The organism is Rhodococcus sp. NKCM2511 (assembly GCF_014905595.1).
In the GTDB taxonomy this organism is placed as follows: domain Bacteria; phylum Actinomycetota; class Actinomycetes; order Mycobacteriales; family Mycobacteriaceae; genus Rhodococcoides; species Rhodococcoides fascians.
In genome coordinates, this window is record NZ_BNHJ02000002.1 from 350,588 (window position 1) to 364,030 (window position 13,443).

Here is a 13,443-nt window from a genome sequence, read left to right on the forward strand (position 1 = left end):
GACCGTCACTCACCACACGACATGGGCCGTCCACAGCGCCAGAAGTGCAATCGCGAACGTGGCCGACACCCAACGGAACAACGCCCATCGCAGCGCGCCCAGGAGCACGACAGTGCCGACGATCGCCGCCGCGATTCCACGGACACCCTCCGGAACGACGACCGATGCTGCCGGCACCGACGCGGCACGCTCGGCCACCGTGATCAACCACCACAACGGTGCCGACGCCAGCTGCGCCGTCACGTCGGCCAACGAGGTGCTGACCACAGCCAACACCGCAGTCACGATGCCCACCACGGTGATGGGAGCGACCACCGGCGAGACCAGTACGTTCGCAACCACACCCACCACGCTGAACGTTCCCGCCATTGCCGCGACGACGGGTGCCGTCACCACGTGGGCCGCCGCGGCGACCGCCACCACCTCCGCAGCTGCCCTGGGCCATCCTCGGGCCCGCAGCCAGTCCACCCAGATCGGTGCCACCAGCACCAGCCCCGCGGTGGCGAACACCGACAACACGAATCCGACGTCCACGGCGAGCCGCGGCCACCACCCGAGTAGTACCAACACCGCGCCGCACAAGGCCGGGACCGCTTGCTTCCGTCTGCCGGTCACCAATGCCAGCAAACCGATCGACCCCATCACTGCGGCGCGCAACACGCTCGGGGACGGTCGGGCCACGACGACGAAGGCGATCAGAACGACGAAGGCAATCGTGACGGTGGCGCGAGGCCCTATCCCTATGCCGCGCAACACCAACAGCACGGCACCGATCAGGATCGCGAAGTTCGCACCCGACACCGCCGTCAGATGCGTCAAGCCCGCGGCTCGGAAGTTCTCGACTACCTGCTCGTCCAATCGTGAGACATCGCCCACGACGAGGCCCGGCAGTAGACCTGCCCGGTCCGACGGGAGCGAATTCTGCGCCACATCTGCCAGATTCGAGCGAAACGAGCCCGCCGCCGATGAGACCGGTCCGGGCTCACCTACTGCCACCGGCGGACCGGTCGTTCGGATGACGGCCACGGTCATATCGGACCTGGTGGGTACCCCGAGCCGGCCCCGGACCGTGATCTGCTGGCCCGGAAGCAGTGCCGACCATGTCGACTCCGGTGCCACGATCGATACCCGGCCGCCGACGTAGAGCGCCTCGCCACCGACATCGACGCGGGTCATCTCCGCCTGCAACATCACCGTCGGCGGCCCGGACGCGGGCAGACGTCGCGGGTCTTCTTCGATGTCGACTACTGCCGTGATCCATGCCCGATTCTGCGCGGCCGCAGCCACTGGATGCTCCGCCACCGAGCGCATCTGGAGCCAGATCGCACCGCCGAAACACAACGCCACGACGATCACCGCGGCCGCCCCGGACCACACGTGTCTCGCGGTGTCCGCTCGACCCTTCGAGATCCTCTGCAGCACAACGGCTCCCAGCACCACGATCGCGCACGTCACCACCGTGGCCTTCACCGCCGCGCTCGGACCGGCGAGAATACCGGTCGCAGTGATCGACCAGGATGCCGCTGCCGCCGGAATCAGGCGGATGTCGAAAGGAACTGGTTCCTCGGAGTCCGTCGACGACGGCACCCCGGTCACGAGACTCGGACCAGGTCGCGAATCTTGGTGAGCCGGCCCGGGCCGATACCGTCGACCTCGGCGAGCTGATCGACCGATACGAAGCGGCCGTTCGTGTCGCGCCAGCTCACGATCGACGTTGCCGTCACCGGTCCCACACCGGGCAGCGCATCCAATTCTGCGACCGTGGCCGTATTGAGGTCCACTGCTCCGCCGGCGGCAGGGCCCGCCTGGTCCGTCGTCGAACCGGCAACTCCGCCCGGCCCTGCACCCTGACCCGATGTGGTGCCGCTGACCGGAGGGGCCGCCGGAGCCGGTACCAGCCCCACGACGATCTGATCGCCGTCCGACACCCGAGCTGCCATGTTCAGCGCCAACAGATCGGCACCCTCCACAGCCCCTCCCGCTGCGGCCAGGGCGTCGGCGATGCGCGAGCCCGGTTGCAGCCGAACGAGACCGGGATGCGCGACGAGTCCGACGACACTGACGACAAGTTCTGTTTCCGCAACAGGTGCCGTGCCGGCCGTTCTGTCCGGCGGCCGGCTCGACGATCCGGATTCGGACAACGCCGAGTCCGGCGCGCGGGCATCGGCGGCGTCGGTGGAGACCACCGCCAGTGGTGGTGCGGGCGCAGGCGTCGGCGCATCTCGAAACACCGCGAAGCCGGCGACGAGGACCACGAACACACCCGCCGCCGCCAACGCCTTCACACCGGGTCGGCCGGGATCCACCCGCGCGAATCGCCACCGCTGCGGTAGCAACGACGACCATGGTGATTCGGGACGCTGCACGGCAGGAAGCAGCCACTCCGGATCGGGATGCACGACGCCGGCCTGTGGTTGCCCGATCGGCGGCTCGCCCTGGGGGTCATCGAATTCGTCGACTCGGCGCGGCTCGGCGCGCGCGGAATCACTCTGCCTCCGCACGGAATTCAATCGTGCCACCGTGTGTGCCCGATCGTCGTCGCCGCCCATGTCTCAGGACGCTAGCGCCCTCCGGACGGACCTGACCGGGGCGAACAGTGGTCGCGAACTGCCCTGTGCACAACCGAGATTCTGTGGATGACGCGGCTCGATACGCCCTACCGATGACCAGGAGCGACGACTACGCCGACGGCACCGGGACCGACGTGTGCACCGAGCACCGCACCGAACGGCAGCACGTCGACGCTGGTCAGGTCCGGGATACGCGCCATCAGCATGGCTGAGACGTCCTCGGCTCGCTCGGCGCACTGCATATGATGCACAGCCACGACAACCCCGGATTGCGTACCGATGTCGGCCGCCGCGGCAGCTGCCGCGTCCACCAGCTTGCTCAGTGCTTTCGAGGAGGTTCGCGTCTTCTCGCGCAACACCAGCGCACCATCGCTGATGTACAGCACCGGCTTCATCGCCAGGGCCGTACCGAGCAGGGCTGCGGCAGTGCCGATACGGCCGCCGCGGCGCAGGTGATCCAATCGATCGACGACGATGAAACATCTCGACGACGCAGACCTGCGAACAGCATTGTCGTAGACCTCGTCGAGTCCGGCTCCACCCGCTGCGGCATACGCTGCTGCCAGCGCCGGGTAGCCCAATCCCATTCCGGCAGAACCGGAATCGACAACCTTCACCAACGATCCGATCTGCTCGGCGGCCTGCCGCGCAGCCTCCCAGGTGCTCGACAGGCCCCGGGAGATGTGCAGTGCGACGACGCCCGCCCCGCGACTGCGTTCGAGAGCTGCGGCATAGACCTCGGTCAGCTCGCCCGGAGACGCCCCCGCGGTCGTCACCGGCTTTCCGTCGGTCGATTGTTCGGGAATCTCGTCGATACCCTCACGATGGTCGACGCCGTCCACCAACACATGCAGCGGTGCCACCGTGATACCGCACTCGGCGGCTATGGACGCGGGCAGGCAGGACGACGAATCGGTGACGACGGCGACGGTCATGGGTGCCGGATCGCTGCCGCCGCTGCCACCGGTCGCAACACCGTCAGCATTGCGTCGGCCACGGCCACGTGTGCATCCCAACCCCAGTGGATTCCGTCGGGGTTGGCGTTCTCGGACTCGATGTTCGGACGAACTGCCTCCGCGAGATCGACCATCGGAACACCGTTTTCGTCGCTCCAGGCACGCAGCGCTCGTACCGCGGGCTCGCGCCCCGAATGCACCCGCCCGTAGGCGTCGCACCGATGCACCGACGGATAGGTACCGACGACGGGCAATTCCGGCCGCACGTAGGCCAATGCGGCGCGGGTCTGCGCGAGGTAGTCGACACTCAGTCGCGGCGGAAGCGCCACCGGCCAACCCAGATGCGACAGGACCGGCTGCACCGCTTGATAACCCGCGCGAACGACCCGCCGAAGTGCGGGCGGACGGATGTAGCGGATCTGCTCACGCAACGCGGTCGGTAGCGGCGACGGCAACGAGTCCATGCCGCCGATTCCGAGTACGACGGCACCGGCCCGCGGTATCACCGCCCACACTCGCGGATCCTGGGTCAGAGCCCACCACGCATCGCGGCTCGTCCAGCCGATGCGGGCTACCAGCTCGACATCCCAATCCAGCTCTGCAGCAACGATATTGGGCCACAGCCGAGGATCGTCGACCGGCAGCCCGCCCTCGGGTCCGTAATAGCTCAGCGAGTCCGCCAGCACGAGCAGCACGGGGCGCGCGGCGGCCTCCTCAGAGGACGTCACTGGCCACCCGCGCCGAGGCGTTCCAGACGTCGAGCCGCCAGGACGGGTTGTCACCGGGTCCGTGCGCACCGAGCTGTACCCAGCTGGTGTTGGCGAGGCCGCCGAGCACCGGCCAGCGATCGGTCGGCAGTGCGAGCAACGCTGCGGTCAGGGCAGCGATCAACCCTCCGTGCGCCACGAGCACCAGTGGTCGCTGGTCGCCGTCGGCACCCCACTCGGGGACGCCGCCGAGGAGCTCACGCACCAGCGGCACGCTGCGGTTCGCAACGTCGATGCGACTTTCCCCACCGGGCGGGGCGACGGTTGCGTCGGCACGCCAGGCCGGACGCGCCCCGGGGGCGATGTCGTCCACCTCGGTGTGGGTGAGTCCCTGCCAGTCGCCGAGATGTGTCTCCCGCAGCCGCTCGTCCGTGGACACCGGGACTCCAGCCGCGTCCCCGAGAGCTTCCGCAGTGTCGAGAGCGCGCTTGAGATCGGACGAGACGATGCGGATGGGCGCGCGGACAGCCAATTCGGCCGCAGCCGTCTTCGCCTGACTGCGGCCCAGCTCGGACAGATCGGTATCGAGCTGGCCCTGCATACGGTCGGTGGCGTTGTAGTCAGTCTGACCGTGGCGAAGCAGGATGAGCCGCCGGATCATTGCTCCGGTTCCGGTGCCGGATGCTGACCGAGGCCCGGAACCTCGATCGTCGGGCAGTCCTTCCACAGTCGCTCGAGCGCATAGAAGTTGCGCTCTTCGTTGTGCTGGACGTGCACCACGATGTCGGAGTAGTCCAGCAGCGCCCAGCGGCCCTCTCGGGTACCCTCGCGACGCACCGGCTTGTGTCCGGCCTCACGAAGCTGGTCCTCGATGTTCTCCACGATCGAGTTGACCTGACGCTCGTTGGGCGCGGAGGCGATCACGAAGCAATCGGTGATGTAGAGCTGGTCGGAGACGTCGAGGATCACCACGTCGCTGGCCAGTTTGTCGTCGGCTGCGAGCGCGGCGATACGCGCCATCTCGGCGGCTTCGGCTGTTGCAGTCACTTCGGTGTACTCCCACTCGTATGGCTCGGGTTCGCGGTCACTGCGCTGGTGACCGACCCGGCCGGTTGCTTCTTCTGTGGCGCCGGTTCCGACATGGTGACGGATCCGTCGAGGCGCTGCGCGCCCCGTGGTCGATAGAGGTTCCTCTTCGAGATGTATTGCACGACGCCGTCCGGGACGAGGTACCAGACCGGCCGATTTTCACCGGCACGACGTCGGCAGTCCGTCGACGATATCGCGAGTGCCGGGATTTCCATCAATGTGAGAGTGTCGGCGGGCAACGATCGTAGATGGTTGGCCAGATGATCGACGCCGAGCTCGAACCCCGGCCGCGTCACTCCGACGAACTTCGCGAGCTCGAAGAGCTCCTCCCAGTTCTGCCACGTCAGGATGGACTCGAGCGCATCGGCACCGGTGATGAAATACAACTCGGCATCGGGGTGCTGCGCTCGAAGATCCCTCAGGGTGTCGACGGTGTACGTCGACTTCTCCCGGTCGACGTCGACCCGGCTCACCGAGAACCGAGGATTCGACGCGGTGGCGATGACCGTCATCAAGTAGCGATCCTCGGCCGGGCTGACCGACCGCCCCTCCTTCTGCCACGGGGTCCCGGTGGGAACGAAGATGACCTCGTCCAGACCGAACGTGGCCGCCACCTCGCTCGCAGCCACGAGGTGACCGTGGTGAATGGGGTCGAAAGTGCCGCCCATGACCCCCAACCGGAGAGTCGGCGTGGTGTTCGTGTCCTCACCGGGGCCGGATTCGTGCTGCACAACCGACGATTCTACGTCCGTGGCAGCGACGCCGGTTACACGCCTCATACCGGCAACAGTCGTGAGACCACCGTCGCGAGCTGTTGGGCCGACCGACACTCGTGCATCGCAATCACGTCTGCATACACCTTGGCCGCCGAATCACCGGATCCCCACTGAGATTTGGGTTCGGGGTTGAGCCAGTAGGCGTGCTTGGCCACCGAGACGATTCGGGCCAACGCCGGCAGCTTCGGTTCTCGATAGTTCGTCCGGGCATCGCCCAGAACGAGAACCGAACTGCGGCTGGTGATGACCTGCGCGTACTTCTCGTCGAATGTCGTCAGGGCATGCCCGTAATCCGAATGACCGTCGTAGGTCACCAGGTCCGCTTCCCGCACGATCCGGCTCATGGCGGCCCCGAGGTCTGCCCCGGAATCGAAGAACCGCGTCACCTCGTCGGTGGAGTCGACGAACGCAAAGATTCGCACCCGGGAGAACTGTTCACGAAGAGCGTGCACCAGCAGCAGGGTGAAGTTGCTGAATCCGGCCACCGACCCCGAGACATCGCACAGCACAACCAGTTCCGGCCGGGCACGACGCGGCTTACGCTCCACCAGATCGATGGGAATACCGCCGGTCGACATGGATTTGCGCAGCGTGCGTCGCAGATCGATGGAGCCGTGCCTGCTTCGACTGCGGCGCACCGCAAGTCGCGAGGCCAGCAACCGCGCCAGCGGTGCGACGTTACGCCGCAATGCAACCATCTCCGCGTCCGAGGCACGCAGGAAATCGACTTCCTCCGCCAGTTTCGGCACGCCGTAGCTCGCTACCCGGTCGCGGCCCAGTTTCTCGGCCGACCGTCGCCTCGTCTCACTTTCGACCATCTTACGTAGGTCGGCAATGCGTTGCGCTGCAGTACGTTTGGCCACCTCCGACTCGTAGTCGTCGGTGGGCCGATCCGGCGCGTCGTCACTCCGGCCCAGCAGGCCGTCGAGGATCTTACGAAGCAGCGTGTCGGGAGCAACATCACGCAACGCCTGATAGGCCGAGAACGACGGCCCGTTCGAGGACTTGTACTGACCGAGTTCCTCGACCATCTGGGCCGCCAGCATCTGGGTCAATTCGGCGGCCTCCGCCGAGTCGTCCGAGAGCAGTTCGACGATCAGTTCACGCAACGCATCGATATCGACCTCGCCTGTCTCGGTGCGAGGCAGCGCGGTGTCGATCTGCCCCGAATCCCTGGTCCCCGATGCCACCGGAAACCACAGGTCGAACAACGCGTCGAACACCCCGCGGTGCGTCGGCCGTCTCAGCAGCGCGCAGGCCAGCCCCTCGCGGACCGCTTCTCTGTCCAACAGATCCAACACCGACAGGACGCGTCCGGCATCGACGGTCTCCGACGGCCCCACCGAGATCCCACGCTTGCGTAACGCCTCGACGAAGCCGACGAGATGCCCGGGAATTCCGTGTGGGGCGAGCATGTCAGTTCAGCCGCAGTTCGGCGGCGGCGCGCACCTGATCGGACTGATGCTTGAGCACGACTCCGAGCGTCGACCGGACCGCGTCGTCGTCAAGAGTGTCCATGCCGAGGGCCAGGAGTGTGCGACCCCAGTCGATCGTCTCGGCCACCGACGGCAACTTCTTGAGCTGCATCCCTCGGAGCACGCGGACGGTCTTGATCATCTGCTCCGCGATCGCCTCGGGCAGTTCGGGAACGCGGCTGGCCAGGATTCGACGCTCGAGGTCCGCGTCGGGAAAGTCGAGGTGCAGGAACAGGCAGCGGCGCTTGAGGGCTTCCGACAGTTCGCGCGTGGCATTGGAGGTCAACACGACGAACGGGGTGCGCTCCGCCGTGATCGTGCCCAGCTCGGGAATGGTGATCGCGAAGTCGCTGAGCACCTCGAGCAGCAAGCCCTCGATCTCGACATCTGCCTTGTCGGTCTCGTCGATCAGGAGCACGGTCGGCTCGGTTCGGCGAATGGCCTGCAGCAGTGGCCGAGCCAGCAGAAACTCCTCGGAGAACACGTCGAGCTTCGTCGAGTCCCAGTCGGCACTCGAGCCGGATTGGATACGCAGGATCTGTTTGGCGTGGTTCCACTCGTACAGAGCCCTCGCCTCGTCGACGCCCTCGTAGCACTGCAGTCGCACCAGTTCGGCTCCGGTCGACTGCGCGACCGCGCGCGCCAATTCGGTCTTGCCGACTCCGGCGGGACCCTCGATCAACAGCGGCTTGCCGAGGCGATCGGCGAGAAAAACCGATGTTGCCGTGGCCTTGTCGGCCAGATACCCCGTCTCGGCCAGACGGGCCTGAACATCGTTCACGCTCGCGAACAACGGTGGTGTCGTCGGTAGGGCACGGTCCACGTCACAACTCCTGGAAGATCGGGTCTGGCGGGTCGAGTGGCTGCAGGCCGGTCAGACGGGTCTGACGTGCCCGTCGCCCCACACCGTCCACTTGGTCGAGGTCAGCTCGGGTAGGCCCATTGGGCCGCGGGCGTGCAGCTTCTGGGTGGAGATGCCGATCTCGGCACCGAAGCCGAACTGCTCGCCGTCGGTGAACGCGGTGGAGGCGTTGACCATCACGGCAGCCGCGTCGACTCGTCGGGTGAATTCGCGCGCAGCACCAATGTCCGACGCGACGATCGCCTCGGTATGGCCGGTGCCGTATCGGTCGATGTGGTCGATTGCCTCGTCGATGCCGTCGACCACCTTCAGCGCGATGTCGAGCGAGAGGTATTCCTGCGACCAATCGTCGTCGCCTGCGGGAACCAACCCCGGCAGATCACCGTGCACCGTGACGCTGTGCATCTGGAACGCCTGCAACAACCTCGGCACTATAGTCTCGGCGATCGCGGCATCGACCAGCACCGTTTCGGCGGCATTGCACACGCTCACCCGGCGGGTCTTGGCGTTGAGCACGATCTTCTCGGCCGTCTCCGCGTCGGCGGAGGAATGCAGATAGACGTGGCAGTTACCCACCCCGGTCTCGATGGTGGGAACCGTGGCATCACGCACGACCGCGGCGATCAGACCCGCTCCCCCACGCGGGATCACGACATCCACCAGCCCGCGGGCCTGAATGAGGTGGGTGACCGTCGACCGATCAGCACTACCGAGCAGTTGTACTGCCGATTCCGGCAGCCCGTGGCTCGTGAGCGCACCCTGCAGCGCCTCGACCAGGGCTGCGTTCGACTGCGCCGCGGACGAGGATCCCCGCAGCAGCACTGCGTTCCCGGATTTGAACGCCAGACCGAACGCGTCGACGGTCACGTTGGGGCGCGCCTCGTAGACCATGCCCACGACGCCCAGCGGAACCCGCATCTGCCTGATCTCGAGCCCGTTGGGGAGCGTCGATCCGCGGATGACCTCGCCGATCGGATCGGGTAGGCCCGCCACCTGCCGCAGCCCTGCGGCAATACCGTCGATGCGAGGTGCCGTCAGCCGCAGCCGATCGAGCAGACCCTCGTCCGTTCCCGCAGCGCGGGCGATCTCGATGTCGGCGGCGTTGGCTGCGAGCACCGGCTCCGCTGCGGCCAGCACGGCGTCGGCCGCGGCATGCAGCAGCGAATCCTTCTCCGCAGTGGTCAGCAACGCCAGTGCACGTGAAGCGACGCGGGCTCGGCGAGCAGCCGAGTGCACGTTCTCGCGCTCGTCGGCAGAGGACGGCACCGAAGCGGCCGAGACGGAAGCAGTCATGCACTACACACTAATAGGGCCGGGGAATGAAGCTGCATCTCCACGTCGTTGCAGCACAGCGTGGACATCGCCGACGTCACCGACGTCACCGACGTCGAGACCGACAGACCGGAGGAACCACCTGTGAGTGCCCTGTTCGAGCCCCTGACATTGCGCGAGCTCACCTTTCCCAACCGGGTATGGATGGCACCGATGTGCCAGTACTCGGCCGACGAGACGGGCGAGAACGTCGGCGTCGCGGGCGACTGGCATCGCACCCACCTGGTGAGCCGCGCGATCGGCGGAGCCGGCCTGATCATCACCGAGGCCACAGCGGTCAGCCCCGAGGGCCGAATCAGCCCGTCGGACCTGGGCATCTGGAACGACACACAGGCCGACGCACTGGCCGAGATCGTCACCGAGATCTCGTCCTTCGGTACCGTCCCGGGCATCCAGCTGGCGCATGCGGGCCGGAAGGGCTCGACGGCGGCTCCCTGGCTCGGTGGCACATCACTGCCCGCCGAGGATCCCCGGAGCTGGGAGACCGTGGGCCCGAGCGCCGTACCGTTCGGTCGTTACGCGACACCACGGGAGGCGACAGCCGACGACATCGCGAAGATCGTCGACGATTTTCGTAACGCTGCGCGGCGCGCACTGAAGGCCGGGTTCCAGGTGGCCGAGATACACGGCGCGCACGGATACCTCCTGCACCAATTCCTCTCGCCAGCCAGCAACACCCGCACCGACGCCTACGGCGGCGACTTCGCGGGGCGGACTCGCCTGCTGATCGAGGTGGTCGACGCGGTCCGTGAGGTGTGGCCGGCCGAGCTTCCGGTGTTCGTCCGTCTGTCGGCAACGGACTGGCTCGACGAACCCGAGAAGTCCGATGCTGCAGCCGACTTGGAAGCTCCGAGTTGGACCTCTGATCAGACTGTCGCGCTGGCGCAGATACTCACCGAGCACGGCGTGGATCTCGTCGATACGTCCACCGGCGGGAACGTACGCGCCGAGATTCCGGTCGAACCCGGCTACCAGGTGCCGTTCGCACGGCGTATCCAGAACGAGACCACGATGCCGGCCGCAGCGGTGGGGATGATCACCGAACCGAAACAGGCCGACGACATCGTTTCGCTCGGCGAGGCGACTGCGGTGCTCCTCGCCCGCGAGCTGCTGCGCGATCCGTACTGGCCACGGCGCGCGGCCCGCGAACTCGGAGTGGAGATGGCACCGGCAGTGGCACCGCAGTACGAGCGGGCCTACTGACAGTCACATCACGAGACCGGTCACACCACGAAACCGAGCTTCTTGTCGACGACGTTGCGCAGCTGTTCGCCGCGGAAGTATCGCTGCGCGTTGTCGGCGAAGACGTCGGCGAGACGACTCTTCCACCCCGACGCGTCCCCGCTCATATGCGGAGTGACGACCACGTTCTCGGCCGCCCACAGCGGGTGGTCGGCCGGGAGCGGCTCGGTCTCGAAGACGTCGAGCGCAGCCCCGGCGAGGTGTCCCGAATCGAGATGCGTGAGCAGGGCATCGGTGTCGAGTAGCTCGCCGCGACCGACGTTGATCACCCTGGATCCGGGCTTCATCGCGGCCAACACGGAATCGTCGACCAGGCCCCTCGTCTGTTCGGTCAGCGGGGCAACCAGAACCAGGTAGTCGGCCCGCCCTACTTCGTCCACCAGATCATCACTGGCGTACACGGTGCCGAAGTCTCCGTCGCCGCCTCGCGCTGTTCGACCCACGCCGGAGACCGACATTCCCACAGCACTCAGCAGAGTCGCGATGGCACGCCCGATTGCTCCGGTGCCCACGATCATCACGTGTGCACCGTCGATGCGTTCGGTCTCGCGGTGCTGCCAGGTCTTCGAATGCTGCAGTGTGCGCGAACGTTCGGAGTCCTTCGCGAACGCCAGAATCTGAGCCAGCACGAACTCCGCGATAGGCCGGTCGAACACTCCACGTGAATTGGTCACGACCACATCGGATTCCACCAGTTCGTCGAACAACAACGAGTCCACTCCGGCAGCGGCGATATGGATCCACTTCAGCGAACCGCACTGCGGCCATGCGGATTCGACTGCGGGCGAGAAGAAATCCCACAGCAGCAGGGCATCGGCGCCGTCGACGGCCTCGGCGAGCGTGTCGGCGGTGGCATATCTGATGTCGGCGACCTTCGCGACGGAATCGAGTCCGTCGGGAAGGTCGCCGGCATGCAGAACGGCCAGAACCGGACGCACTACTTCGACTTGTATCCGACGAGCTCGACGCCGGACGCAGCGACCTCGTCGTCGTTGTCACCGGGGCACTGGGTGCCGCGCAACGACCGGCCCGCGGTCTCTGGCATCAACAGGATCGGAACGAACGCGATGGCAGCTGCGATCATCATGTACCAACCGGGGATCAGGTTGGAACCCGTTCGGTCGATCAGGAACGTCAGAATCAGCGGTGCCGTGCCGCCGAAGAGCGCCGTGGAGACGTTGTATCCGATGGCGAACGCTCCGTAGCGCACCTGGGTGGGAAACAGTGCGGGCAGCGTCGACGACACGCAGGAGCACATGATGACCAGCAACACGCCGAGACCGAGCAGGCCGATGCTCTGGCCGATCAGGCCGGTGTTGATGATCAGCAGAAACAGCGGGACGCTGAAGACGAAGTACCCCACACAGGCGACCAGCAGCAACGGCTTTCGGCCCACCCGGTCGGACAGAGCGCCGATGGGGTTGATGATCAACATCATGATGATCATGATGGCCACGAGAGTGAAGTTCGACTGAGTCGTGCTGTGCCCCAACGTGTCGCTGAGGTACGAGGGCAAGAACGTGAGCACTGTGTAGTACGCGATGTTGAGCAGCAGCACGAATCCCATCAGAATCAGGATTCGCTGCCAGTACGTCAGGGTGGCCTTGAGGGAGGTGACTGCTCCACCTGCACCTTCTTCGACCGTGCCGCCGTCTTCCTTGGCCTCGGCGAACACCGGAGAATCCTCGAGCCGGGTCCGCAACCACAACGCGACGATGCCCAGCGGGAGCGTCACCAGGAACGGGATTCGCCAGCCCCAGGCCTCCATGGTCTCGTCTCCGAGCCCGACGTTGAGCAGGGTGCACAGGGTGGCACCGCCCACCGTGCCTGCGAGGGTGCCGAATTCGAGGAACGACCCGAAGAATCCGCGGCGCTTGTCGGGCGCGTACTCGGCCATGAACACTGCTGCGCCGCCGTACTCACCGCCGGTGGAGAAGCCCTGCACCAGTCGGCAGACGAGCAATAGCAACGGTGCTGCGATACCGATGGTGTCGAACGTCGGCAGCACCCCGATCGCCGCCGTGGCCAACGTCATCATCGAGACGGTCAGGACGAGGACCTTCTGACGACCGATGCGGTCGCCGAGCGGGCCGAGCACGATGCCGCCGATGGGGCGAATGATGAACGACGCGGCCAGCACGGCGAACGTGGAGAGCAGGCTCGCTCCCCCGTCGTCCGACGGAAAGAAGTTGGCGGCGATGTAGACGGCGAGGTAGCCGTACACCGCGTAGTCGAACCACTCCACGGCGTTGCCCAGTGCGGACCCGCCGATCGCGCGATGCAGAATTTTCGTTTCGTTCGCGCTGAGTGTGTCGGTACTCGGCGGATATCCGGTCGGCGAAGCTGCCGACCCTGAAGTTTCGGTCACGGTCCAATACCTCTCGCTTTATGACAACGTGGAGCGTCGGTTTGGTACTTCGCAGCGTCCGACTTT

The 13,443-nt window shown here is 66.2% G+C and carries 13 protein-coding genes; 1 reads left to right on the forward strand and 12 read right to left on the reverse strand.

Annotated elements, in window-relative coordinates:
* Positions 1-9: 9 nt before the first annotated feature.
* The 10 genes from JLZ96_RS18330 to JLZ96_RS18375 form a co-directional block, all read right to left on the reverse strand.
* On the reverse strand, positions 10-1,596 hold the full coding sequence (locus JLZ96_RS18330) for a ComEC/Rec2 family competence protein (RefSeq protein WP_201010917.1): 1,587 nt from the start codon (positions 1,594-1,596) through the stop codon (positions 10-12).
* Positions 1,593-2,549: a ComEA family DNA-binding protein gene (locus tag JLZ96_RS18335; protein WP_081701630.1), complete on the reverse strand. Its 957-nt coding sequence runs from the start codon at positions 2,547-2,549 to the stop codon at positions 1,593-1,595. The genes JLZ96_RS18330 and JLZ96_RS18335 overlap by 4 nt, the downstream gene beginning before the upstream one ends.
* Positions 2,550-2,656: 107 nt before the next feature.
* A complete protein-coding gene (locus tag JLZ96_RS18340) occupies positions 2,657-3,505 on the reverse strand; it encodes a DegV family protein (protein ID WP_032389259.1) in 849 nt (282 codons plus the stop codon).
* Positions 3,502-4,254, reverse strand: coding sequence for a diglucosylglycerate octanoyltransferase (gene octT / locus JLZ96_RS18345; protein WP_201010918.1), 753 nt, complete (start codon positions 4,252-4,254; stop codon positions 3,502-3,504). The genes JLZ96_RS18340 and octT overlap by 4 nt, the downstream gene beginning before the upstream one ends.
* Positions 4,241-4,894 (reverse strand): histidine phosphatase family protein, encoded by a 654-nt coding sequence (locus JLZ96_RS18350; RefSeq protein ID WP_027497528.1) that lies wholly within the window; start codon positions 4,892-4,894, stop codon positions 4,241-4,243. Before JLZ96_RS18350 ends, octT begins: the two co-directional genes overlap by 14 nt.
* Positions 4,891-5,280 (reverse strand): ribosome silencing factor, encoded by a 390-nt coding sequence (gene rsfS / locus JLZ96_RS18355; RefSeq protein WP_027497529.1) that lies wholly within the window; start codon positions 5,278-5,280, stop codon positions 4,891-4,893. Before rsfS ends, JLZ96_RS18350 begins: the two co-directional genes overlap by 4 nt.
* The gene (gene nadD, locus JLZ96_RS18360) at positions 5,277-5,990 is read right to left on the reverse strand and encodes a nicotinate-nucleotide adenylyltransferase (protein WP_027497530.1); all 714 of its coding nucleotides are present in this window, start codon (positions 5,988-5,990) and stop codon (positions 5,277-5,279) included. The genes rsfS and nadD overlap by 4 nt, the downstream gene beginning before the upstream one ends.
* A gap of 107 nt (positions 5,991-6,097) precedes the next feature.
* Positions 6,098-7,513 carry a VWA domain-containing protein gene (locus tag JLZ96_RS18365; protein ID WP_094664611.1) on the reverse strand — a complete coding sequence of 472 codons (1,416 nt, stop codon included), beginning with the start codon at positions 7,511-7,513 and terminating at the stop codon, positions 6,098-6,100.
* 1 nt (position 7,514) lies between these two features.
* Positions 7,515-8,396, reverse strand: a complete 882-nt coding sequence (locus JLZ96_RS18370) for a MoxR family ATPase (RefSeq protein ID WP_027497532.1) — start codon at positions 8,394-8,396, stop codon at positions 7,515-7,517.
* 51 nt (positions 8,397-8,447) lie between these two features.
* Complete coding sequence (locus tag JLZ96_RS18375; RefSeq protein WP_094694970.1) at positions 8,448-9,728, reverse strand: glutamate-5-semialdehyde dehydrogenase; 1,281 nt, start codon at positions 9,726-9,728, stop codon at positions 8,448-8,450.
* A gap of 123 nt (positions 9,729-9,851) precedes the next feature.
* On the opposite strand from JLZ96_RS18375, the gene JLZ96_RS18380 reads away from it, so the two are divergent.
* Complete coding sequence (locus JLZ96_RS18380; RefSeq protein WP_201011027.1) at positions 9,852-10,970, forward strand: NADH:flavin oxidoreductase/NADH oxidase; 1,119 nt, start codon at positions 9,852-9,854, stop codon at positions 10,968-10,970.
* 20 nt (positions 10,971-10,990) lie between these two features.
* On the opposite strand, the gene JLZ96_RS18385 is transcribed toward JLZ96_RS18380, so the two are convergent.
* Together JLZ96_RS18385 and JLZ96_RS18390 are read right to left on the reverse strand one after the other, a co-directional pair.
* Complete coding sequence (locus JLZ96_RS18385) at positions 10,991-11,947, reverse strand: D-2-hydroxyacid dehydrogenase (RefSeq protein ID WP_080733330.1); 957 nt, start codon at positions 11,945-11,947, stop codon at positions 10,991-10,993.
* Positions 11,947-13,377, reverse strand: coding sequence for an MFS transporter (locus JLZ96_RS18390; protein WP_051365181.1), 1,431 nt, complete (start codon positions 13,375-13,377; stop codon positions 11,947-11,949). Before JLZ96_RS18390 ends, JLZ96_RS18385 begins: the two co-directional genes overlap by 1 nt.
* Positions 13,378-13,443: the final 66 nt, after the last annotated feature.